Source organism: Pseudomonas sp. NPDC096917, from assembly GCF_044762555.1.
GTDB lineage: Bacteria > Pseudomonadota > Gammaproteobacteria > Pseudomonadales > Pseudomonadaceae > Aquipseudomonas.
Genome location: NZ_JBIWEO010000002.1, coordinates 364,897 through 388,165 on the forward strand (window position 1 = coordinate 364,897; position 23,269 = coordinate 388,165).

Below are 23,269 nucleotides of genomic sequence, written 5' to 3' on the forward strand. Positions count from 1 at the left end.
TTCATATCCGCAATTAGAAGGTCAACGTACAGAACCTCAGGATGTTCCTTAAGGAACGCGTTCGCTTCATTCAGCTGAACGGCACGCGGGGGTACCGACATGATGCAACACCTTTGTTGTTAAAAATATCAATCATTGAGCGCTACGGGTTTCAGTCAACCCGAACGGCATTCCGAAGTCAAGCAGCCTCTTTTTTGCCCTAAAAAAGCGCTGAAAGGGCATTTTTGACGCATTTTAGGGCGAATTTCGCCCTTAGAACGTTGTAGCACCCGCAGGCTTGAGCGGGGCGTGTTGTATTTTTTACGGGGGTGTTGTGTAAAAAAATGAACGAGGCTAAGCTCGATTCAAACCCATAACAGCAATAATACCGGGGTGTTACATGTCACGCCTGCCGTTAATCGGCGTCACCGCCTGCACCAAGCAGATCGGTTTGCATCCTTATCACATCACTGGCGATAAGTACGTGCGAGCAGTCGCGGTGGCCGCCAAAGGCTTGCCTCTGATCCTTGCGTCACTGGCGGAACTGATTGATCCGACCGATATTCTGGACAGTCTGGACGGCCTGCTTTTTACCGGGTCACCCTCCAATATCGAACCTCATTTGTATCACGGCCCCGCCAGCGCGCCTGGCACCCTGCATGACCCTGACCGTGATCGCACCACCCTCCCCCTGATTCGAGCCGCACTGGCGGCGGGCGTTCCGGTGCTGGGCATTTGCCGGGGCTTTCAAGAATTAAATGTAGCCCTGGGTGGCTCACTTCACCAGAAACTGCACGAAGTCGAAGGCTTTATCGAGCACCGCGAAGACCCCAGCGCCCCCGTCCAAGTGCAGTATGGCCCAAGCCACACCGTGCACGTTCAGCCGGGCGGTGTGTTGGCAGCCTTGGGCTTGCCGAAGGCGTTCGAGGTCAACTCGATTCACACCCAGGGCGTTGATCAATTGGCCCCGGGGCTGCGGGTTGAAGCGCTTGCGCCGGACGGCTTGGTCGAGGCGGTTTCGGTGCAAGGCGGCAAGGCTTTTGCTTTAGCTGTTCAATGGCACCCTGAATGGCAGGTAAGCTCTAACCCGAATTACCTCGCCATCTTCCAGGCATTTGGAGATGCCTGCAGACGGCGCGCAACACAACGCGACGCCGATGCGTCAGAAAACGCCTGACTTATTCAAGTCAGGAAACTCAGCCCAGAGGCATTTATGAGTAACAACCTCGACCAGCTCACCGATTGGTTGAAAGACCACAAGATCACAGAAGTCGAATGCATGATCGCCGATCTTACCGGGATTACACGCGGGAAGATTTCGCCGACCAACAAGTTCATTGCCGAAAAAGGCATGCGCCTGCCCGAGAGCGTATTGCTGCAGACCGTTACGGGCGACTACGTCGAAGACGACATCTATTACGAACTCCTCGATCCGGCAGACATCGACATGGTCTGCCGTCCCGACCAGAACGCAGTATTTCTCGTGCCGTGGGCCATCGAGCCAACCGCTCAGGTGATTCACGACACCTACGACAAGCAGGGCAACCCGATTGAGTTGTCGCCGCGCAACGTGCTTAAAAAGGTCCTCAAACTCTATGCCGACCACGGCTGGCAGCCGATCGTGGCACCAGAAATGGAGTTTTACCTGACCAAGCGCAGCGACGACCCGGATTACCCGCTGCAGCCGCCGGTGGGCCGCTCCGGCCGCCCGGAAACTGGCCGCCAGTCGTTCTCTATTGAAGCCGCCAACGAATTCGATCCGCTGTTTGAAGACGTTTACGACTGGTGCGAGCTGCAAGAACTGGATCTGGACACCCTTATCCATGAAGACGGCACGGCGCAGATGGAAATCAACTTCCGTCACGGCGACGCCCTGTCGCTGGCTGACCAGATTCTGGTGTTCAAACGCACCATGCGTGAAGCCGCGCTCAAGCATGACGTCGCCGCAACGTTCATGGCTAAACCCATGACCGGCGAGCCAGGCAGTGCGATGCATTTGCACCAGAGCATCATCGACATCGAAACCGGCAAAAACGTCTTCTCGAATGAAGACGGCACCATGAGCCAGCTGTTCCTTAATCACATCGGCGGCCTGCAGAAGTTCATTCCCGAACTGCTGCCTCTGTTTGCACCGAACGTGAACTCTTTCCGCCGCTTCCTGCCCGACACCTCAGCGCCGGTAAACGTGGAATGGGGCGAAGAGAACCGCACCGTGGGCTTGCGTGTGCCCGATGCTGGCCCGCAAAACCGCCGAGTCGAGAACCGCTTGCCGGGCGCCGACGCCAACCCGTACCTGGCCATTGCTGCCAGCCTGCTGTGTGGCTACATCGGCATGGTCGAAGGCATCAACCCAAGCGCGCCGGTAGTGGGCCGCGGATATGAGCGCCGCAACCTGCGCCTGCCGCTGACCATTGAAGACGCGCTGGAGCGGATGGAAAACAGCAAGACCGTCGAGAAATACCTCGGTACCAAGTTCATCACCGGCTACGTGGCTGTAAAACGTGCCGAACATGAAAACTTCAAGCGCGTCATCAGTTCGTGGGAGCGGGAATTCCTGCTATTCGCCGTCTGACACGTCGGGTGTCGCTGCACCGGGAGCGGCGACACCCCAACTGAATAAAGGAGAGCTGTATGACTAGCAAAACCCCGCAAACCCTCGAATGGCAACAACTGAGCAACGACCATCACCTGGCACCGTTCAGCGACTTCAAACAATTGAAAGAAGTCGGCCCACGCATCATCACTCACGCCAAAGGCGTGTACCTGTGGGACAGCGAAGGACACAAGATTCTCGATGGTATGGCTGGCCTGTGGTGTGTGGCCATTGGTTATGGACGTGACGAGCTGGCCGACGCCGCCAGCAAGCAAATGCGCGAACTGCCGTACTACAACCTGTTTTTCATGACCGCCCACCCGCCGGTTCTTGAGCTGTCCAAAGTCATCGCCGAGATCGCGCCAGAGGGCATGAACCACGTGTTCTTCACCGGCTCCGGCTCTGAAGGCAACGACACGATGCTGCGCATGGTTCGCCACTATTGGGCGATCAAAGGCCAGCCGAACAAGAAAGTCATCATCAGCCGCAAAAACGGTTACCACGGTTCGACCGTGGCCGGCGCCAGCCTGGGCGGCATGACCTATATGCACGAACAGGGCGACTTGCCGATTCCAGGCATCACGCACATCGCGCAGCCGTACTGGTTTGCTGAAGGCGGCGATATGACGCCGGAAGAGTTCGGCATCTTCGCGGCCAATCAGCTGGAAGAACGCATTCTGGAAATCGGCGTCGACAATGTGGGTGCCTTCATTGCCGAGCCGATTCAAGGCGCCGGTGGCGTCATTATTCCGCCCGACACCTACTGGCCGCGTATCAAAGAGATCCTGGCCAAGTACGACATTTTGTTCGTGGCCGATGAAGTGATCTGTGGTTTTGGTCGCACCGGGCAGTGGTTCGGCAGCGATTTCTACGACCTCAAGCCAGACATGATGACCATCGCCAAGGGCCTGACCTCGGGTTACATCCCCATGGGTGGCCTGATCGTGCGCGACGAAGTCGTGGCAGTGCTCAATGAAGGCGGTGATTTCAACCACGGCTTCACCTATTCCGGTCACCCGGTAGCGGCCGCCGTAGCGCTGGAAAACATCCGCATTCTGCGCGAAGAAAAAATTATCGAGAACGCGCACAACGAAACGGCACCGTATTTGCAAAAGCGTTTACGCGAACTGAACGATCACCCGTTGGTGGGCGAAGTACGCGGTGTGGGTCTGTTGGGTGCCATTGAACTGGTGCAGGACAAAGCCACTCGCAAACGTTATGAAGGCCGTGGTGTCGGCATGATCTGCCGCCAGTTCTGCTTTGATAACGGCCTGATCATGCGCGCCGTCGGCGACACCATGATCATCGCGCCACCGCTGGTGATCAGCAAAGACGAGATCGATGAGCTGGTGACCAAGGCTCGCAAGTGCCTGGATCTGACTTTGGAAGCACTGCAAAGTTGACTGCTAGGCTCTGAGCGCAAGACAACTGCAATTTTAATGTAGGCAATAGTGCTTGGAGCCTTAGGAATCAAGGCTCTTCCCTTGAAAGCCTGCCCCGGATCTTGCCAGACTAGCCGCCGGCTTTGGTTACCCTGACAACAGGTCACTGAATCGGTGGTTTAAAAGAACAATTGGAGCATTACAGATGAAGGCATCAGGTTTTAAAAAAGCGGGCATGACCCTTCTCGCCCTGTCCTTGATGGGTGTGATGGCCGGGGCAGCACAGGCAGCCGATAAAGTGCTGCACATTTACAACTGGTCCGATTACATCGCACCCGATACCGTCAAAAAGTTTGAAGACAAGACAGGTATCAAAGTGGTTTACGACGTGTTCGACAGCAACGAGACCCTTGAGGCCAAATTGCTCGCGGGCAAGTCCGGCTACGACATCGTCGTGCCGTCCAACAACTTCCTGGCCAAGCAGATCAAGGCCGGGGTTTACCAGGAGCTGGACAAGTCCAAGCTGCCTAACTGGAAAAACCTCGATCCTGCGTTGCTCAAAGCCGTTGGCGATGCCAGTGACCCAGGCAACAAATATGCGTTCCCGTACATGTGGGGCACCATTGGCATCGGCTACAACCCTGAAAAGGTCAAAGCCGCTCTGGGTGTCGACAAAATCGATTCCTGGGACGTGCTGTTCAAGCCAGAAAACGCTGAGAAGCTGAAAAGCTGTGGCATCAGTGTTCTCGACTCGCCGACCGAAATGCTGCCTGTAGCGCTGCATTACCTGGGTTACCCGACCAATTCGCAAGACAAAAAACAACTGGCTGAAGCCGAAGCGCTGTTCCTTAAAGTTCGCCCTTCGATTGCCTACTTCCACTCCTCCAAATACATCTCTGACCTGGCCAACGGCAACATCTGCGTCGCTGTGGGTTACTCGGGCGACCTGGAGCAATCCATCACCCGCGCTAAAGAAGCCGGTGACAAGGTCAAACTCAAGTACACCATCCCTAAAGAAGGTGCGGGTAGCTTCTACGACATGGTCGCCATCCCTAAAGATGCCGAAAACGTCGAGGCGGCTTACGCCTGGATGAACTACCTGATGGAACCAGAGGTGATGGCTGAAATCACTAACAGCGTGCGTTTCCCGAACGGTAACAAGGCTGCAACACCACTGGTGAATAAAGACATCTCGGGCGATCCGAGCATTTATCCACCAGATGACGTCAAAGAGCACTTGTACGCGATCAGTGACCTGCCGCCAGCCACTTTGCGCTTGTTGACCCGCAGCTGGACCAAAATCAAGTCCGGTAAGTAACGGGCTGTAGTCGCTGCCGAAGGCTGCGAAGGGTTGCGCAGTAATCCGCTTCTTGAAGTCCCCACGGACCTCATCGCAGCCTGCGCCAGCGACTACACAATTGGGGCTAGACCGATAAAAATCCGGGTTTTAAGGCAATAAATCGCAGAAAACTTTGCTGTGCAGGTTCATCGAGGGTAAGTTGCGCGCCGGTTTTGTCTTTGGCGGCTCAACTGCCGTGTGACGCGGGCCACTGAGGCCCAACTATTTAGAGGACCACCACGTGTCTATATCTTTGTTTCGCAAGACCTTGATGGTCGGAGCGGGTTTGACGCTTGCCGTCAGCGTACAAGCGGCACCTACCGTACACATTTACAATTGGTCGGACTACATCGCACCGAACACCCTGACGGACTTTGAAAAGGCCACCGGGATCAAACCGGTGTATGACGTGTTCGACTCCAACGAGACTCTGGAAGGCAAGCTGCTGGCTGGCCGTACCGGTTATGACGTGGTCGTTCCGTCTAACCACTTCCTGGGCAAACAGATCAAAGCGGGCGCGTTTCAAAAGCTCGACAAGTCGCAGCTGCCCAACTATTCCAACCTGGACCCTGCCTTGCTCAAGCGCCTTGAGCAAAACGATCCGGGCAACCTGTATGCCGTGCCGTACCTGTGGGGCACCAATGGCATCGGTTACAACGTCGACAAGGTCAAGGAAGTCCTTGGCGTCGACAAAATCGATTCTTGGGACGTGGTTTTCAAACCCGAGAACATGAAAAAGCTGACCCAATGTGGTGTGGCCTTCCTGGATTCGGCCGATGAAATGATGCCGACCGTGCTCAATTATCTGGGCCTGAATGCCAACAGCACCAACCCGAAAGACTACAAAAAAGCTGAAGAAACCCTGTTGTCGGTGCGTCCTTACGTCACCTACTTCCACTCTTCCAAATACATCTCCGACCTCGCCAACGGCAACATCTGCGTAGCGATCGGTTTCTCGGGTGATGTGTTCCAGGCCAAGGCACGTGCCGCCGACGCTAAAAAGGGCGTCAACATCGCCTACACCGTTCCCAAGGAAGGCGGCGCCCTCTGGTTTGACATGCTGGCGATTCCAAAAGACTCCAGCAACGTCAAGCAAGCCCACGCCTTCATCAACTACCTGCTCCAGCCTGAAGTGATCGCTCAGGTCAGTGATTATGTTGGCTATGCCAACCCCAATCCTGCGTCCGACAAGGTGATGGAAGAGTCCATTCGTAACGACGAATCGGTTTACCCAACCCAGGCGGTGCTGGACAAGACTTACGTTTCGACCGAACTACCCCCGAACATCCAGCGTCTGATGACGCGTTCGTGGACCAAGGTCAAGACGGGTAAATAGCTCGCAAGACCACCTATCCAAGGCCTGAGCATCTTGTTCAGGCTGCTAAATTTGTTGGGAGTTTCGTAAATGGCTGTTGCCTCCGGCGCCTATAAGAAAGCCCTCGAGGGCGACCAGACACCTAAACAGGTGCTGGTCAAAATCGACCGGGTCACGAAAAAATTCGACGAGACGATTGCCGTGGACGATGTGTCCCTGGAAATCAACAAAGGCGAAATCTTCGCCTTGCTCGGCGGATCGGGATCGGGCAAATCCACCTTGCTGCGCATGCTCGCCGGTTTCGAGCGCCCAACAGAAGGTCGTATTTTCCTGGATGGCGTAGACATCACAGACCTGCCGCCCTACGAGCGGCCGATCAACATGATGTTTCAGTCCTACGCCTTGTTCCCGCACATGACCGTGGCTCAAAACATCGCTTTCGGCCTCAAGCAGGACAAAATGTCCAACGCCGAGATCGATGCCCGCGTGGGCGAAATGCTCAAGCTGGTGCACATGACCCAGTACGCCAAGCGTAAGCCGCATCAATTGTCTGGCGGTCAGCGCCAGCGTGTGGCCTTGGCCCGTTCGCTGGCCAAACGCCCTAAATTGCTGCTGCTCGACGAGCCGATGGGAGCACTGGACAAAAAACTGCGCTCGCAGATGCAACTCGAACTGGTGGAAATCATCGAGCGCGTTGGCGTGACCTGCGTCATGGTGACCCACGATCAGGAAGAGGCCATGACCATGGCCCAACGCATCGCAATCATGCACCTGGGCTGGATCGCCCAGATCGGCAGCCCGATCGACATCTACGAAACCCCGGTCAGCCGACTGGTGTGTGAGTTCATCGGCAACGTCAACCTGTTCGAAGGTGAAGTGGTCGACGACGCCGAAGGTTACGCGCGCATCAAATGCCCGGAGCTGGAGAACGACATTTACGTCGGTCACGGCGTGACCACCTCGGTGGAAGACAAGCACACCACCTACGCGATTCGGCCGGAAAAAATGCTGGTCACCACCGAAAAGCCGACCTACGAATACAACTGGTCGCGCGGCAAGGTGCACGACATCGCCTACCTGGGCGGGCACTCGGTGTTCTACGTTGAATTGCCTGGCGGCAAGTTGGTGCAGTCGTTCGTGGCCAACGCCGAACGCCGGGGCGCACGTCCGACCTGGGACGATGAAGTCTACGTGTGGTGGGAAGACGACAGCGGCGTGGTACTGCGCTCATGAACATGCGAAAACTTAAACGCCGACTGCAACGAATAACCCCCGGTGGTCGCCATATGGTCATCGGGATTCCATTCCTGTGGCTGTTTCTGTTTTTCATGCTGCCGTTCTTCATCGTTCTGAAGATCAGCTTTGCTGAGGCAGACGTCGCGATTCCGCCTTACACCGAGATCTATAGCTACGTTGACCAGAAAATTCAGCTGCTGCTGAACCTGGGCAACTACGCCATGCTGGGCGACGATGAGTTGTACATCGCCGCTTACCTGGGCTCGCTGAAAATGGCCTTCTTCAGCACGCTGTTGTGCCTACTGATCGGTTATCCGATGGCCTACGCCATCGCCAATGCGCGCAAAGAGATGCAGACCGTCCTGGTGCTGCTGATCATGATGCCGACCTGGACCGCGATCCTGATCCGCGTTTACGCGTGGATGGGCATCCTCAGCAACAACGGCTTGCTCAATGGTTTCTTGATGTCGATGGGGTGGATCGACCAACCCTTGCAGATCCTCAATACCAACATCGCGGTGTACATCGGCGTCGTGTATTCGTACCTGCCGTTTATGATCCTGCCGCTGTACGCCAACCTGGTAAAACACGACCACAGTTTGCTGGAAGCCGCGTCTGACCTGGGTTCGAGCACCTTCAACAGCTTCTGGAAAATCACCGTTCCGCTGTCCAAAAACGGCATCATCGCCGGCTGCATGCTGGTGTTTATCCCGGTGGTCGGTGAGTTTGTGATCCCGGAACTGCTGGGCGGCCCGGAAACCCTGATGATCGGTAAAGTGTTGTGGCAAGAGTTCTTCAACAACCGTGACTGGCCGGTAGCCTCGGCGCTTGCCGTGGTCATGCTGGCAATCCTGATCGTGCCCATCATTCTGTTCAACCGCAGCCAGGCTAAAGAGCTGGAGGGCAAGATATGAACCGCATCCGTTTCTCTAGCTTTATGTTGGTGGCGGGGTTGTTGTTCATCTACCTGCCGATGCTGATCCTGGTGATCTACTCTTTCAACGCCTCCAAACTGGTGACGGTATGGGGCGGCTGGTCGCTGAAGTGGTACACCGGCTTGCTCGACAACACCCAACTGATGGGCTCGGTCATGCGCTCGCTGGAAATTGCCTGCTACACGGCGATTGCAGCGGTCGCACTGGGCACCTTGGCGGCGTTCGTGCTGACGCGCATCAGCCACTTCAAGGGCCGTACGCTGTTCGGCGGCCTCGTGACCGCGCCGCTGGTTATGCCTGAGGTGATCACCGGTCTTTCGCTGTTGCTGCTGTTCGTGGCCATGGCGCAGATGATTGGCTGGCCGCAAGAACGCGGCATCGTCACCATCTGGATCGCCCACACCACGTTCTGTGCGGCCTACGTAGCAGTCGTAGTCTCGGCACGTCTGCGTGAGCTGGATCTGTCGATTGAAGAAGCGGCCATGGACCTGGGCGCCAAACCCTGGAAAGTGTTCTTTCTGATCACCATCCCGATGATTGCCCCATCGCTGGCGGCAGGCGCCATGATGTCCTTTGCCCTGTCGCTGGACGATCTGGTACTGGCCAGCTTCGTGTCCGGCCCGGGATCCACCACCTTGCCGATGGAAGTGTTCTCGGCGGTACGTCTGGGGGTTAAACCCGAGATCAACGCCGTGGCCAGCCTGATCCTGCTGGCGGTGTCGTTGGTGACCTTCCTGGTCTGGTTCTTCAGCCGCCGTGCCGAAGAACACCGCAAAAAGGCCATCCAGCAAGCCATCGAAGAATCGGCGGCCGAGTCTTGGAAGCAACCTGATTTAGGCCGTCCAAAGTCGCCTAACGCGGTTTAAGACAGCGCGAAAAAAAACCTCGCCTCCTGTGACAGGGGGTGAGGTTTTTTTTCGTCGTTAGAAACCTTGTCGCTGCTGCCGAGGGCTGCGATAAGGGCGCAGGGCCTTCAAGTCACAGCCTGTGCAAGCGCAGAGAGGGCTTAGTTGGCTAGGGTTTGGCCACTTTCCACGCGCCATCCATTTTGCCTTCGCCGGTCATGTCGCCCGCTTTCTTGTCCATGACAAAGGTGTACAGCGGCTTACCGTCATGTGCCCACTGTTTGGAACCATCGTCGCGTGTCACGATGCTCCACTTGCCCATATCTTTATGGTCACCTTGCACCATCAACGGCGGCCAGTTCGTGGCGCACTTGTCATTACACATCGATTTGCCGCCCGCATCCTTGGCAAAGGTGTAGAGCGTCATACCGTTGTGGTCAACGAGCATCCCGTCCTTGGTCATCGCTGGATCAGCCGCAAATGCCAGCCCCGGCAGAGCCAGTGCGGCAGCGACCAGCAATGCTTTGAGGGAAAAACTACTGTGAGTCATGGGAATCGTCCTTTTTGTGGTTGTACGATTTGAACTCAAAGCGTAGTTCACTATGCTGCCAAGCGTATTCCCCCTCAAAGCTGTCACACGACTGCAATAATTCCGTTATCTAATGCGCCACAAGACAGTTAAATGACACGAGGGTTACGGCATGGTTGGCAGGAGCATTTTGATCGTTGATGACGAGGCCCCGATCCGCGAGATGATCGCCGTGGCCTTGGAGATGGCTGGTTATGACTGCCTTGAAGCCGATAATGCCCAGGACGCCCATGCCATTATCGTGGACCGTAAACCTGACCTGATTCTGCTCGACTGGATGCTGCCCGGCGGCACGTCGGGTATCGAATTGGCCCGGCGCCTCAAACGCGAAGAGCTGACCAACGATATTCCGATCATCATGCTCACCGCCAAAGGCGAAGAGGACAATAAGATCCAGGGTCTGGAAGTGGGTGCCGATGATTACATCACCAAGCCTTTTTCGCCGCGTGAACTGGTGGCCCGCCTCAAGGCCGTCTTGCGCCGCGCAGGCCCGGCCGATAACGAATCACCAATTGAAATCGGCGGCTTGCTGCTCGACCCGATCAGCCACCGCGTGACCATCGACGGCACCCCGGCTGAAATGGGTCCGACCGAATATCGCCTGCTGCAATTCTTCATGACCCACCAAGAACGCGCGTATACCCGCGGCCAACTGCTGGATCAGGTATGGGGCGGCAACGTGTACGTCGAAGAACGTACCGTGGACGTGCACATCCGCCGCCTGCGCAAAGCACTCGGCGAGGCTTACGAAAATCTGGTACAAACCGTGCGCGGCACCGGCTACCGGTTTTCCACAAAAGCATAAGAGCAGCTGCAAGCTACCCGCTTCAGGCCGCGAGTTTGAAACCACTCGGCCTTTAACTTGGCGCTTGAAGCTTGCAACTTGCCGCTCACAACAGGACGTGTGACTTTGAATCAAAACTGGCATGGCACTCTGATTCGTCATTTGTTGCTGTTGATTACCGGCTGTCTGTTAGTCGGGCTGATCAGTGGTGACTACGGCTGGAGTCTGGCCGCTGGCCTTGGCCTCTATCTGGGCTGGACCCTCAAACAATTGCTGCGTCTGCACGATTGGCTGCGCCATCACAAACCCGATGAAGCGCCACCGGATGGTTATGGATTGTGGGGCGAGGTGTTCGACAGCATCTATAACCTGCAACGCCGCGACCTGCGGGTACGCGGGCGCCTGCAAGCGGTGATTGATCGGGTGCAAGAGTCGACGGCCGCGCTCAAGGACGCTGTGGTCATGCTCGACAGCGATGGCAACCTCGAATGGTGGAACCGCGCCGCAGAGACCTTGTTGGGGCTCAAGACGCCACAAGACAGTGGCCAGCCGGTCACCAACCTGGTGCGCCATCCACGCTTCAAGGAATACTTCGAAAACAACAACTACAACGAGCCGCTGGACATTCCTTCGCCGGTCAACGATCACCTGCGCATCCAGCTCTACATCACCCGCTATGGCAATAACGAGCACCTGATGCTGGTGCGCGACGTCACGCGCCTCCACCAACTGGAACAAATGCGCAAAGACTTCATCGCCAACGTATCCCACGAGCTGCGCACGCCATTGACCGTGATCTGCGGCTATCTGGAGACCCTGCTCGATAACGTCGAAGAGGTGAACCCGCGCTGGAAACGCCCGCTGTCGCAAATGCAGCAACAGGGCGAACGCATGCAGACGCTGCTCAACGACCTGCTGCTACTGGCCAAGCTCGAAGCCACCGACTACCCCTCAGACAACCAGCCGGTGGCCATTGACGTCTTGCTACGCTCGATCAAGAGCGACGCACTGGCGTTGTCCGGACAGCGTAACCAGACCATCACCCTCGACCTTGAAACTGATGTCGCGCTCAAGGGCAGTGAAGCCGAGTTGCGCAGTGCGTTTTCCAATCTGGTGTTCAACGCCGTTAAATACACCCCTGACGGTGGCTCTATTCGTATTCGCTGGTGGGCAGACCACTTGGGTGCGCACCTGAGCGTGCAGGATTCCGGCGTCGGCATTGACAACAAACACCTGCCGCGCCTGACCGAGCGCTTCTATCGCGTCGACTCCAGCCGCAACGCCAACACCGGCGGCACCGGGCTGGGGCTGGCCATTGTCAAACACGTGCTGCTTCGGCACCGGGGGCATCTGGAGATCAGCAGCGTACTGGGACATGGCAGCACCTTTACCTGCCAGTTCGCCCCGGTCCAGGTCATAAAAGCCAACACCCGGGCGTCGATCAGCTGACACATGCGGCAACAGCCCACTAGGCAAGTGCCGCGTCAGCCGCTACATTGCTCGGCCGGGGCCTGTTTTTACAGGCCTCGAAACCCTCCACTATTTGAAATAACGGAACCCGTAAAACTCCATCATGGACCCTTCCCCTGGCTTGACCCTCGCAACACTCTTTGCCGACTTCGGCATGATTCTTTTTGCTCTGATCCTGGTGTTGCTCAACGGTTTTTTCGTTGCGGCTGAATTTGCCATGGTCAAACTGCGCTCGACCCGCGTTGAGGCCATCGCAGACGTGAACGGTTGGCGCGGTCAGATCCTGCGCACCGTGCACAGCCAACTCGACGCTTACCTGTCCGCCTGCCAGCTGGGTATTACGCTGGCCTCTCTGGGCCTGGGCTGGGTCGGCGAGCCGGCGTTCGCGCACGTGCTGGAGCCGCTGCTCGGTGCCCTGGGCGTTCAGTCGCCTGAAGTGATCAAAGGCGTGTCGTTCTTTACCGCCTTCTTCATCATTTCCTACCTGCACATCGTGGTGGGCGAACTGGCCCCGAAATCGTGGGCCATCCGCAAACCCGAGACGCTGTCCCTGTGGACTGCCGTGCCGCTGTACCTGTTCTACTGGGCCATGTACCCGGCGATTTACCTGCTCAATGCCAGCGCCAACACCATCTTGCGTATTGCTGGCCAAGGCGAGCCCGGCGCTCATCACGATCACGCCTACAGCCGCGAAGAACTCAAGCTGATCCTGCACTCCAGCCGTGGTCAGGACCCGAGTGACCAAGGCATGCGCGTACTGGCCTCGGCCGTCGAAATGGGCGAGTTGGAAGTGGTCGACTGGGCGAACTCGCGCGAAGACCTAGTGACCCTGGACTCCAAGGCCCCGCTCAAGGAAATCCTGGCGCTGTTCCGTCGTCACAAGTTCAGCCGCTACCCGGTCTACGACGCCGAGACCAACACCTTCCTGGGGCTGTTGCACATCAAGGACTTGCTGCTTGAGCTGGCGGATCTCGAACACTTGCCAGAAACCTTCAACCTTGAAGAACTGACCCGTCCGCTGGAGCGTGTATCGCGCCACATGCCGCTGTCGCAGTTGCTGGAGCAGTTCCGTAAAGGCGGCGCGCACTTTGCGCTGGTCGAAGAAGCCGACGGCAAAGTGGTCGGCTACCTGACCATGGAAGACGTGCTCGAAGTACTGGTGGGCGATATTCAGGACGAACACCGCAAGGCTGAGCGCGGCATCCTCTCGTACCAGCCCGGCAAACTGCTGGTGCGTGGCGACACGCCGCTGTTCAAGATCGAACGCCTGCTGGGCGTCGACCTGGACCACGTCGAAGCTGAAACCATTGCGGGCCTGATCTACGACACCCTCAAGCGCGTGCCCGAAGAAGAAGAGCAACTGGAAGTCGAAGGCCTGCGCATCAACATCAAAAAGATGAAAGGCCCGAAAATCGTCTTGGCCAAAGTGCTTAAGCTCGATTAATGCTGTGGGAGCTGCCGCAGGCTGCGATCTTTTGATTTTCAAGGTCAAAAGCGCGCAGCCTTCGCCAGCTCCCACGCTATTTTCAACCCTGCCCCCTCAGATTTTCCCCCGGCGAAAGCTGGCTGAAAGCATTCCCCTCTAGCATCCCGTCACCCCCGGCATTAGACCGGCTGGCATGACCGCCATACGCGGCCAGTGCCTTGTGCACAACAATAAAAATGGTGATTGTTATGATGCTGACCTTCCTTGGCTTTGCCATGGTCATTACGTTCATGTACTTGATCATGACCAAGCGCTTGTCTGCCCTGATCGCGCTGATTCTTGTCCCTATCCTGTTTGCAATTTTCGGTGGCTTTGCCACAGAAATCGGCCCGATGATGCTCGCCGGCATCACCAAACTCGCCCCCACAGGCGTGATGCTGATGTTCGCCATCCTCTACTTCGCCCTGATGATCGACTCCGGGCTGTTTGACCCCGCCGTGCGCAAGATCCTCAAGCTGGTCAAAGGCGACCCGCTAAAAGTGTCGGTCGGTACCGCCGTACTGGCGCTGGTGGTGTCTCTGGACGGCGACGGCGCAACCACCTACATGATTTGCGTGGCGGCCATGCTGCCGCTCTACAGCCGCATCGGCATGAGCCCGCGGATCATGGCTGGCTTGATCATTCTGGCTGGCGGCGTGATGAACATGACCCCGTGGGGCGGTCCGACGGCACGCGCTGCCAGTGCGCTGCATGTCGACCCTTCCGACATCTTTGTGCCGATGATCCCGGCCATGCTGGCCGGAGTGCTGGCGATTCTGGCGATTGCCTGGTTTTACGGCAAACGTGAGCGTGCCCGTCTGGGTGAGCTGCACCTGCAAGGCGACGAAATCGACCACAGCGAGATCAGCGTGTCGCAGTTCCCGGACGCCCGCCGTCCTAAACTGATCTGGTTCAACGGGGCGCTGACCTTACTGCTGATGATCGCCCTGATCGCCGGCCTGCTGCCATTGCCGGTGCTGTTCATGGTCGCGTTCAGCATCGCCATGATCGTCAACTACCCGTGCCTGCAGCAGCAAAAAGACCGCATTGCAGCCCATGCGGGCAGCGTGTTGGCAGTGGTCGGGTTGATCTTCGCAGCGGGTATTTTCACCGGCATTCTGTCCGGCACGGGCATGGTCGATGCCATGTCGAAAAGCTTGCTGGGCGTAATCCCGCCTGCCCTGGGCCCTTATCTGGCAGGGATTACAGCGCTGGTGAGCATGCCGTTCACTTTCTTCATGTCTAACGACGCGTTCTACTACGGCGTATTGCCGGTACTGGCCGAAGCGGCCAGCCACTACGGCATTACAGCCGTTGAAATGGCCCGCGCCTCGATTGTTGGTCAGCCGGTCCACTTGCTCAGCCCGCTGGTGCCATCGACCTACTTGCTGGTGGCTTTGGCCGGAATCGAGTTTGGCGAACACCAGCGCTTCACCCTCAAATGGGCGATTCTGGTGTGCCTGTGCATCCTGGTCGCGGCGCTGGTGCTGGGCACCTTCCCGCTGTACAGCACCGTATAAAACACCCTTGCTCGTGGGAGGTGCCGCAGGCTGCGATCTTTTGAACGTCAACGTCTAAAAATCGCAGCCTGCGGCCAGCTCCCACGAGGCCGTGTTCGGATCAAGTGTTTCAACGCTGCACGAGCTATGCGATGCTGGCGCTCTGCTCAATTTCCGTCTACAGATTAAGAAACATCTGTAAGAACGACCTGCAGCTATTTGATCCTTCGGAATTTCCAATACAGGGAGCCAGCATGCTGACCCTGCTCAATCTGCTTTCCGCCGTGACCTTGCTTATTTGGGGCACGCACATCGTACGAACCGGCATCTTGCGGGTCTACGGCACCCACCTGCGTCATGTCATCGGGCAGAACGTGTCCAAACGCATGCTGGCCTTTGTCGCCGGTATTGTGGTCACGGCCATGGTGCAGAGCAGCAACGCCACCGCCATGCTCGTCACCTCTTTTGTTGGCCAGGGATTGATGGCGCTCACGCCTGCGTTGGCGACCATGCTGGGGGCCGACGTCGGCACCGCACTGATGGCCCGCGTTCTGACCTTCGATTTATCGTGGCTGTCACCGCTGCTGATTTTTCTCGGTGTGATCTTCTTTCTGTCGCGCAAACAAACCCGTGCGGGGCAACTGGGCCGGGTCGGGATTGGCCTGGGGCTGATTATTCTGGCGCTGCAACTGATCGTCGAAGCCGCCGCGCCCATCACCCATGCCCAAGGCGTGAAAGTGATTTTTGCCTCGCTGACCGGCGACCTGCTGCTCGATGCCTTGGTCGGCGCACTCTTTGCGATGGTCTCGTACTCAAGCCTGGCCGCCGTACTGTTGACCGCGACTCTGGCCGGCGCCGGAGTGATCAGCTTGCCGGTAGCGATTGGCCTGGTGATCGGCGCCAACATCGGCAGCGGCGTGCTGGCGTTTCTCAGTACCAGCATGCAGAACGCCGCCGGCCGCCAAGTGGCATTGGGTAGCCTGCTGTACAAACTGATTGGTCTGGTGTTGATCATGCCCGTGCTCACGCCGCTGGTGCACTGGATGGACAACCTCAGCTACAGCCCCCAAGAACTGGTGATCGGCTTCCACTTGCTCTACAACACCGCCCGCTGCTTTTTGCTGTTACCCACTGTTGGCCCTATGGCCCGGCTGTGCGCCTGGCTGCTGCCCGAGCGCGAACTCGCCAACGCCAGCGTAAAACCTCGCCACCTCGACCCGGCAGCACTGGACACACCCAGCCTGGCACTGACCAATGCCGTGCGTGAAACCCTGCGCATTGGCGACCTCATCGACACCATGCTGGTCAACATGCTCGACGTGTTGCGCGGCAAACAAACGTCCATGACCCAGCAAATGCGCACCCTCAGCGATGACGTCGAAGTGCTGTACAGCGCGGTCAAACTGTACCTGGCGCAAATGCCTCGCGAAGACCTGGGCGAGCACGACAGTCGGCGCTGGGCAGAAATCATTGAGCTGGCGATCAACCTCAAACTCGCCAGCGACCTGATCGAACGCATGCTGCGCAAAGTCCAGCAGCAAAAAACCTCACAGCGCCGTTCGTTTTCAGAGACCGGGCTGGAAGAACTGGTAGGCCTGCAAACTCAGCTGATCGAGAACTTGCGCTTGGGTCTGACAGTCTTCTTAAACGCTGACCCGGAAAGCGCACGCCAATTGCTTCGTGAGAAACGCCGCTTTCGTGCTCAGGAAAGGCGGCTGGCCCACAACCACGTGAAACGCCTGCAACTCAAAATCACCCAAAGTATCGAAACCAGCTCCATGCACCTTGAGCTGATTGCCGACATGCAGCGCCTGAACTCACTGTTTTGCGGCAGCGCCTACGTGGTGCTGGAAAACACCGACACCGGCGCTCTGGAACCCGATGAAAGCATCGACACTGTGCATTCGCCTTGAACGTTGCACGCTGGGCTGGTGTCAGTCTGTAAACAGCGTCTAACCTGCACAGGCTGGATCAGGGATTCGGGGATTAAGGGACTTTTTATGCGTTGCCTGCTGTTCATCTGCTGGCTGCTTGGTGCAGCTCAGAGCTTTGCCCTCGACCGCTACAGCGTTGAGGGGTACCAACTGCCAAATGGCCTGCAACTGATCCTCAAGCCCGGCTATGAACACGGCCATGTGTCCATTCGCTTAGTGGTCGGCGTGGGCCTGGATGACTTCAGCTGTGCCGACCAACAACTGCCACATCTGCTGGAACACCTGTTGTTCAGCGGCATTGACGACACCGGCGAAGGCGGCCTGGAGGCGCGCATGCAGGCCTTGGGTGGCGAGTGGAACGCCTACACCAGCAACGCCGACACCACGTTTGTGATCGAAGCACCGGCGAAGAACCAGCGCAAAATCCTCGACCTGCTGCTGAGCCTGCTGACCCGCACGCAACTGACCGAACAGCGCATCAGTGAAGCCAAGCAAGTGGTTGAGCGCGAAGACGGCGGCCATTACTCGCACTTGCAACGCTGGCTCGACCGTCAGGATCTGGGCCACAGCGCCAGCAACCAATTGGCCGTTGAATTGGGCCTTAAATGCGCTGAACGTGCCGAGGTGCATGCGCTCACCCGCCAACAACTCGAAGCCGTGCGCAGCACCTGGTACGCCCCCAACAACATGACCCTGATTGTGGTCGGCGACCTTGACCGTTTGCTGCCCGCTTATCTGGAGCGAACTTATGGCGCACTCGAGCCGGTTGAGCCCAGCGAGCACATCCCGTTGCCGGACATCGAAGCCAAAGCGGATACCGAACGCACCCTGGTGCGTGGTGTGGTCGGCGACACCGCCAAACTGCACTGGCTGTTGCCGGAACCGGTGATCGACGACCAGAGCGATGAAACCTGGGACCTGCTGCGTGATTACCTGGAATGGTCGTTGTACAGCGAACTGCGGCTCAAGCACGGTGTGTCGTACGGGCCGTGGGCCGAGCGCGAAGTGTTTGGCGGTGTCGGCTTTTTAAGCCTGAATGCCGACCTCGCCCGCGATGATGTGTCCAAGGCCCGGCAGGTCATGGCACAACTCAAGGCGCAATTAGTCAAGAATGGCCTCGACCCAGAAGTCTTTGTGCGCCTCAAAAATGCGGCCGTGGTGCGCCAGGCCTGGGCCGTCCAGGGCAACAGTGCGTTAGCCGACTACTACTGGAGCGCCTTGGGCGACTACGACAAAGGCCGCTTCGCCGACCCGTCCAGGCGCTTACAAGCCGTGACGCTTAAGCAAGCCAATGCCGCACTGCGCCAATTGTTCGCCGAGCCGGGCTACATGCGCATCGAAAAGCCCTTGTTCAGCTACAACACCCTGAGCGTAGCGATTGGCGTCGCGCTGGGCGTCATATTACTGATTGCACTGGGCTGGCGAGTCTGGCGTCGGCGTTAAGCTTTAATTGGCCGAGTCTGAAACTGTTTGATACCGTAAAATCATTGCCAATTCGCGGCTGATCGATCAGCCGCCAGCGTGCGGAGAATTCATCGTGAGTGATCGTTCCAATCCTTGGCAATTGCAGACCATCGTCAGCCAGTTGCGCACCGCCCGTAATCAATGGCGTGCGCAAAACGGGCGTGTCAGCGGTGAGTTGGGAGGCCGTGAGCTGCCGTCACGTGCCGCGATGGCCGAGATTCTTGAAGCCCTGTGCGGCGCCTTGTTTCCGATGCGTCTGGGCCCGGTCGACCTTCGCGAAGAGAGCGAAGACTTCTATGTCGGCCACACGTTGGACGTTGCACTTAACGCGCTGCTGGCTCAGGCACGGCTGGAGCTGCGCTATGCCGCGCGCCAGGCGGGCCTGCCGGATGACGGCGTCGATGCCACGGCAACCATCCTGATCCAGGACTTTGCTCTGGCGTTGCCACGCCTGCGTAGCATCCTCGACACCGACGTACTGGCCGCTTACCACGGCGACCCGGCGGCGCGCAGTGTTGATGAAGTCTTGCTGTGCTACCCGGGCATTCTGGCGGTGATCCATCACCGACTGGCGCATCACATGTACCGTGCCGGATTGCCATTGCTGGCGCGCATCAGCGCTGAAATCGCGCACTCATCCACGGGTATCGACATCCACCCCGGCGCGCAGATTGGCCGCAGCTTCTTCATCGACCATGGAACCGGTGTCGTAATTGGTGAAACCGCGATCATCGGCGAACGTGTGCGTATCTACCAGGCAGTGACCTTGGGAGCCAAACGCTTCCCGGCAGACGAATCAGGCCAACTGCAAAAAGGCCACCCGCGCCATCCGATTGTTGAAGACGACGTGGTGATCTATGCCGGGGCGACCATTCTGGGGCGCATCACCATCGGCAAGGGTTCGACCATCGGCGGGAATGTCTGGCTGACACGCAGCGTGCCAGCGGGTTGCAACCTGACCCAGGCCAACCTGCAACACGATGACGGAGCGCAGAAGTAAGACCGCGTGAAACGCTGGCCCTCTCCCCAAACCCTCCCGCAGAGAGAGGGCCAGGGTGAGGGGCTTTTGATTTTCAGCGGGCCTTGCGCACGCCTTCTGCCAGTGCCGCGCACAAGCTCAGCACGCCATCCACTGCCTGCTCAGGCGTGGCCGCATTTTCAATCTTGTCGATCAACGCCGACCCCACCACCACGCCATCCGCCAAACGGGCAATGGCCGCGGCTTGCTCAGGGGTACGAATTCCGAAGCCGACGCTGATCGGCAAGTCGGTGTGACGGCGCAGGCGCGCAATCGCTTCGCTCACTTGTTCGGTGGTCGCAGAACCGGCACCGGTCACGCCAGCCACCGATACGTAGTACACGAAGCCCGAGCTGCCATTGAGCACTTTGGGCAGGCGCACGTCGTCGGTGGTCGGGGTGGTCAGGCGGATAAAGTCCAGGCCCGCCGCCTGCGCCGGGTCGCACAGTTCTGAGTTGTGCTCAGGTGGCATGTCGACCACGATCAAGCCGTCCACGCCCGCTGCCTTGGCTTCAACGATGAAGGCCGGCACACCGTAACGGTGGATCGGGTTGAAGTAGCCCATGAGCACCAGCGGCGTGTCGTTGTTGCCTTCACGGAACTCGCGGACCATTTGCAGGGTTTTCGCCAGATCCTGCTTGCCAGCCAGCGCACGAATGTTGGCCAACTGAATCGCCGGACCATCCGCCATCGGGTCGGTGAAAGGCATGCCCAACTCAATCACGTCAGCGCCAGCGGCAGGCAGGCCCTTGAGGATCGCCAGCGAGGTGGCGTAGTCCGGATCACCGGCGGTGACGAACGTGACCAGCGCTGCGCGGTTCTGTTCTTTGAGTTCGGTAAAACGTGTTTGCAGGCGGCTCATCAGTGTTTCTCCTGCTGGGACTGTTCGAGGTGATGCATCACAGTTTGCATGTCTTTGTCGCCTCGGCCAGACAGGTTGACCACCATCAGGTGATCGGCTGGCAGGGTGGGTGCACGTTTGAAAACCTCGGCCAGCGCGTGGGCGGTTTCAAGGGCCGGGATGATGCCTTCTAGGCGGCAGCATTTGTGGAACGCAATGAGGGCTTCTTCGTCAGTCACCGAGGTGTACTCAACCCGACCAATGTCGTGCAACCACGCGTGTTCCGGACCAATACCGGGGTAGTCCAGGCCCGCCGAGATGGAGTGGGCGTCGATGATCTGGCCATCGTTGTCTTGCAGCAGGAAAGTGCGGTTGCCGTGCAACACACCCGGCACGCCGCCGTTGAGGCTGGCCGCGTGTTTGCCGGTTTCAATGCCGTAACCAGCCGCTTCAACGCCGATGATTTGAACGCGGGTGTCATCCAGAAACGGGTGGAACAGGCCCATCGCGTTGGAACCACCGCCGATGCACGCTACCAGGCTGTCCGGCAGGCGGCCTTCCTGGGCGAGCATCTGATCACGGGTTTCCTTGCCGATCACGGCCTGGAAATCGCGCACCATCGCTGGGTAAGGGTGTGGCCCGGCCACGGTGCCGATCAGGTAGAAAGTGCTGTCGACATTGGTCACCCAGTCGCGCAACGCTTCGTTCATCGCGTCCTTGAGGGTGCCCGTGCCGGACACGACCGGGATCACTTCGGCGCCCAGCAGTTTCATGCGGAACACGTTGGCCTGTTGGCGCTCGATGTCGGTGGTGCCCATGTAGATCACGCATTGCAGGCCAAAACGCGCCGCCACGGTGGCAGTGGCCACGCCGTGCATGCCCGCGCCGGTCTCGGCGATGATGCGTTTTTTGCCCATGCGCCGCGCCAGCAGGATCTGGCCGATGCAGTTGTTGATCTTGTGCGCGCCGGTGTGGTTCAGCTCTTCGCGCTTGAGGTAGATCTTGGCGCCGCCACAGAACTCGGTCAGGCGTTCAGCGAAGTACAGCGGGCTTGGACGACCCACGTAGTCGCGCTGGAAGTAAGCCAGTTCTTTGATGAACTCAGGATCGGTCTTGGCCAGTTCGTACTCACGGTCCAGTTCCAGGATCAGTGGCATCAGGGTTTCAGCGACGTAGCGGCCGCCAAATGAGCCGAACAGGCCGCTGTCGTCAGGGCCGTTACGCAATGTGGATTGAGTCATGTGACGCTCCAGATAAAGAGGTGCGAAGGTCGATGGGCCTGACTCTACGCGTGACAGCGCAGGATTAAAACCGATAAGATCGCCGCAACCTGTCAGGAAAACTCACAGATACCATGAGCCGCGACCTCCCCCCTCTGAACGCCCTGCGCGCGTTCGAAGCCACCGCCCGCCTGAACAGCGTCAGCCAGGCGGCTGAGCAGCTTAACGTCACCCACGGCGCCGTTAGTCGGCAACTAAAAGTGCTGGAGGAACATTTGGGCGTGAGTCTCTTCGTCAAGGAAGGTCGCGGCCTGAAGCTTACAGAGGCCGGTATTCGCCTGCGCGATGCCAGCGGTGAAGCCTTCGACCGCTTGCGCAACGTGTGCACTGAACTCACGCAAAGCCATATCGACGCGCCCTTTGTGCTCGGCTGTTCGGGCAGTTTGCTGGCGCGCTGGTTTATTCCGCGTCTGGGCCGTTTAAATGCCGACTTGCCAGACCTGCGCCTGCACCTGTCGGCCGGTGAAGGTGACCTGGACCCGCGCCGCCCAGGGTTAGACGCCCTGCTGGTATTTGCCGAGCCGCCATGGCCAGCCGACATGCACGTATACGAATTAGCCAGCGAGCGCATCGGGCCGGTGCTAAGCCCGCGTTACGAGCATTACCCACGCTTGAGTCAGGCGCCCGTCAGCGCCCTGCTGGAGGAGCCTTTACTGCACACCACCTCGCGCCCACAGGCGTGGCCGAGCTGGGCACAGCAAAACGCTATCGATGCCAGGGATTTGAAATATGGGCAGGGCTTTGAGCATTTGTATTACTTGCTCGAAGCGGCGGTGGCGGGATTGGGTGTGGCGATTGCCCCCGAGCCGTTGGTGGCTGAAGACCTGCGGGCCGGACGCCTGGCTGCGCCGTGGGGCTTCAAGGAAACCCCGGCACAGCTGGCGTTATGGCTGCCCAAGCGCGCCGCAGACGGGCGCGCTCGGCAACTGGCGCAATGGCTCAAGGCTGAGCTTGCGCGTGGCGCGGTTTAATGGCCGCGTTTGCACAGTAAAAAGGCTGCCAACAGACCCAGCGCGCCAATCGCAACACCTGCCGTGGCATACGGATGCTCTTGAGCATAATCACGGGTTGCAATCGCGGTTTCGCGAGTTTTGTCTTTCACCTCTTCGTACGCGTCACTGAGCAGGTGACGCGAGTGCTTCAGTGCGTTCTCAGCGTTATTTTTGAGGGCACCAAGGGTTTTCTTGGACTCGTCTGAAGCGTCGTGCTTAAGGCTTTCCAGAGACTTGAGCAGGCTCTCGATCTCTGCTTCCATGCTTTGCAATGAGGCTTTACGTAGGGAATTGCTAGCCATTTAGGGC

General features: G+C 58.2%; 21 protein-coding genes. 16 read left to right on the forward strand and 5 right to left on the reverse strand.

Features of this window, described 5'->3' with window-relative positions; all coding sequences use genetic code 11:
* On the reverse strand, positions 1-101 hold a 101-nt coding region (locus ACIQYF_RS03855), incomplete at its 3' end, for a hypothetical protein (protein WP_331149834.1).
* 278 nt (positions 102-379) lie between these two features.
* Between ACIQYF_RS03855 and ACIQYF_RS03860 the strand changes: the two genes are divergently transcribed.
* From ACIQYF_RS03860 to ACIQYF_RS03895, 8 genes are all read left to right on the forward strand, one after another.
* Positions 380-1,156 carry a gamma-glutamyl-gamma-aminobutyrate hydrolase family protein gene (locus ACIQYF_RS03860; RefSeq protein WP_402857028.1) on the forward strand — a complete coding sequence of 259 codons (777 nt, stop codon included), beginning with the start codon at positions 380-382 and terminating at the stop codon, positions 1,154-1,156.
* Between the two features lie 36 nt (positions 1,157-1,192).
* On the forward strand, positions 1,193-2,551 hold the full coding sequence (locus ACIQYF_RS03865) for a glutamine synthetase family protein (protein ID WP_402857030.1): 1,359 nt from the start codon (positions 1,193-1,195) through the stop codon (positions 2,549-2,551).
* A gap of 59 nt (positions 2,552-2,610) precedes the next feature.
* Positions 2,611-3,975, forward strand: a complete 1,365-nt coding sequence (locus ACIQYF_RS03870; protein ID WP_402857032.1) for an aspartate aminotransferase family protein — start codon at positions 2,611-2,613, stop codon at positions 3,973-3,975.
* A gap of 184 nt (positions 3,976-4,159) precedes the next feature.
* Positions 4,160-5,272: a polyamine ABC transporter substrate-binding protein gene (locus ACIQYF_RS03875; RefSeq protein ID WP_402857034.1), complete on the forward strand. Its 1,113-nt coding sequence runs from the start codon at positions 4,160-4,162 to the stop codon at positions 5,270-5,272.
* Positions 5,273-5,534: 262 nt separating this feature from the next.
* Positions 5,535-6,629, forward strand: a complete 1,095-nt coding sequence (locus ACIQYF_RS03880; protein ID WP_402857036.1) for a polyamine ABC transporter substrate-binding protein — start codon at positions 5,535-5,537, stop codon at positions 6,627-6,629.
* A gap of 69 nt (positions 6,630-6,698) precedes the next feature.
* The gene (locus ACIQYF_RS03885) at positions 6,699-7,841 is read left to right on the forward strand and encodes an ABC transporter ATP-binding protein (protein WP_402857038.1); all 1,143 of its coding nucleotides are present in this window, start codon (positions 6,699-6,701) and stop codon (positions 7,839-7,841) included.
* Positions 7,838-8,758: an ABC transporter permease subunit gene (locus tag ACIQYF_RS03890; RefSeq protein ID WP_402857040.1), complete on the forward strand. Its 921-nt coding sequence runs from the start codon at positions 7,838-7,840 to the stop codon at positions 8,756-8,758. The genes ACIQYF_RS03885 and ACIQYF_RS03890 overlap by 4 nt, the downstream gene beginning before the upstream one ends.
* Entirely contained in the window at positions 8,755-9,645 is an 891-nt protein-coding gene (locus tag ACIQYF_RS03895) for an ABC transporter permease subunit (protein WP_402857042.1), read from the forward strand. Before ACIQYF_RS03890 ends, ACIQYF_RS03895 begins: the two co-directional genes overlap by 4 nt.
* Positions 9,646-9,793: 148 nt before the next feature.
* Here the strand turns inward: ACIQYF_RS03895 and ACIQYF_RS03900 are convergent, their stop codons facing one another.
* Positions 9,794-10,174, reverse strand: coding sequence for a hypothetical protein (locus ACIQYF_RS03900; RefSeq protein ID WP_402857044.1), 381 nt, complete (start codon positions 10,172-10,174; stop codon positions 9,794-9,796).
* 151 nt (positions 10,175-10,325) lie between these two features.
* Here ACIQYF_RS03900 and phoB point away from each other — a divergent pair, with 151 nt between their 5' ends.
* The 7 genes from phoB (at position 10,326) to epsC (ending at position 19,829) form a co-directional block, all read left to right on the forward strand.
* Positions 10,326-11,018 carry a phosphate regulon transcriptional regulator PhoB gene (gene phoB / locus ACIQYF_RS03905; protein ID WP_019409226.1) on the forward strand — a complete coding sequence of 231 codons (693 nt, stop codon included), beginning with the start codon at positions 10,326-10,328 and terminating at the stop codon, positions 11,016-11,018.
* Between the two features lie 105 nt (positions 11,019-11,123).
* A complete protein-coding gene (phoR, locus tag ACIQYF_RS03910; RefSeq protein WP_402857047.1) occupies positions 11,124-12,446 on the forward strand; it encodes a phosphate regulon sensor histidine kinase PhoR in 1,323 nt (440 codons plus the stop codon).
* A gap of 124 nt (positions 12,447-12,570) precedes the next feature.
* Positions 12,571-13,911 (forward strand): hemolysin family protein, encoded by a 1,341-nt coding sequence (locus ACIQYF_RS03915; RefSeq protein WP_402857049.1) that lies wholly within the window; start codon positions 12,571-12,573, stop codon positions 13,909-13,911.
* A gap of 233 nt (positions 13,912-14,144) precedes the next feature.
* A complete protein-coding gene (locus tag ACIQYF_RS03920) occupies positions 14,145-15,452 on the forward strand; it encodes a CitMHS family transporter (RefSeq protein WP_402857184.1) in 1,308 nt (435 codons plus the stop codon).
* A 233-nt stretch (positions 15,453-15,685) separates the two neighbouring features.
* Positions 15,686-17,344, forward strand: coding sequence for a Na/Pi cotransporter family protein (locus tag ACIQYF_RS03925; RefSeq protein ID WP_402857050.1), 1,659 nt, complete (start codon positions 15,686-15,688; stop codon positions 17,342-17,344).
* Positions 17,345-17,431: 87 nt separating this feature from the next.
* Positions 17,432-18,808 (forward strand): M16 family metallopeptidase, encoded by a 1,377-nt coding sequence (locus ACIQYF_RS03930; RefSeq protein ID WP_402857052.1) that lies wholly within the window; start codon positions 17,432-17,434, stop codon positions 18,806-18,808.
* 94 nt (positions 18,809-18,902) lie between these two features.
* A complete protein-coding gene (gene epsC / locus ACIQYF_RS03935; RefSeq protein WP_402857054.1) occupies positions 18,903-19,829 on the forward strand; it encodes a serine O-acetyltransferase EpsC in 927 nt (308 codons plus the stop codon).
* A gap of 73 nt (positions 19,830-19,902) precedes the next feature.
* On the opposite strand, the gene trpA is transcribed toward epsC, so the two are convergent.
* Both trpA and trpB read right to left on the reverse strand, forming a co-directional pair.
* Positions 19,903-20,709 (reverse strand): tryptophan synthase subunit alpha, encoded by an 807-nt coding sequence (gene trpA, locus ACIQYF_RS03940; protein ID WP_402857056.1) that lies wholly within the window; start codon positions 20,707-20,709, stop codon positions 19,903-19,905.
* Positions 20,709-21,929, reverse strand: a complete 1,221-nt coding sequence (gene trpB, locus ACIQYF_RS03945; RefSeq protein ID WP_402857058.1) for a tryptophan synthase subunit beta — start codon at positions 21,927-21,929, stop codon at positions 20,709-20,711. Before trpB ends, trpA begins: the two co-directional genes overlap by 1 nt.
* 113 nt (positions 21,930-22,042) lie before the next feature.
* On the opposite strand from trpB, the gene ACIQYF_RS03950 reads away from it, so the two are divergent.
* The gene (locus ACIQYF_RS03950) at positions 22,043-22,939 is read left to right on the forward strand and encodes a LysR family transcriptional regulator (RefSeq protein ID WP_402857060.1); all 897 of its coding nucleotides are present in this window, start codon (positions 22,043-22,045) and stop codon (positions 22,937-22,939) included.
* Here the strand turns inward: ACIQYF_RS03950 and ACIQYF_RS03955 are convergent.
* Positions 22,936-23,262, reverse strand: a complete 327-nt coding sequence (locus ACIQYF_RS03955; RefSeq protein ID WP_402857062.1) for a YqjD family protein — start codon at positions 23,260-23,262, stop codon at positions 22,936-22,938. The genes ACIQYF_RS03950 and ACIQYF_RS03955 overlap by 4 nt on opposite strands.
* Positions 23,263-23,269 lie beyond the last annotated feature (7 nt).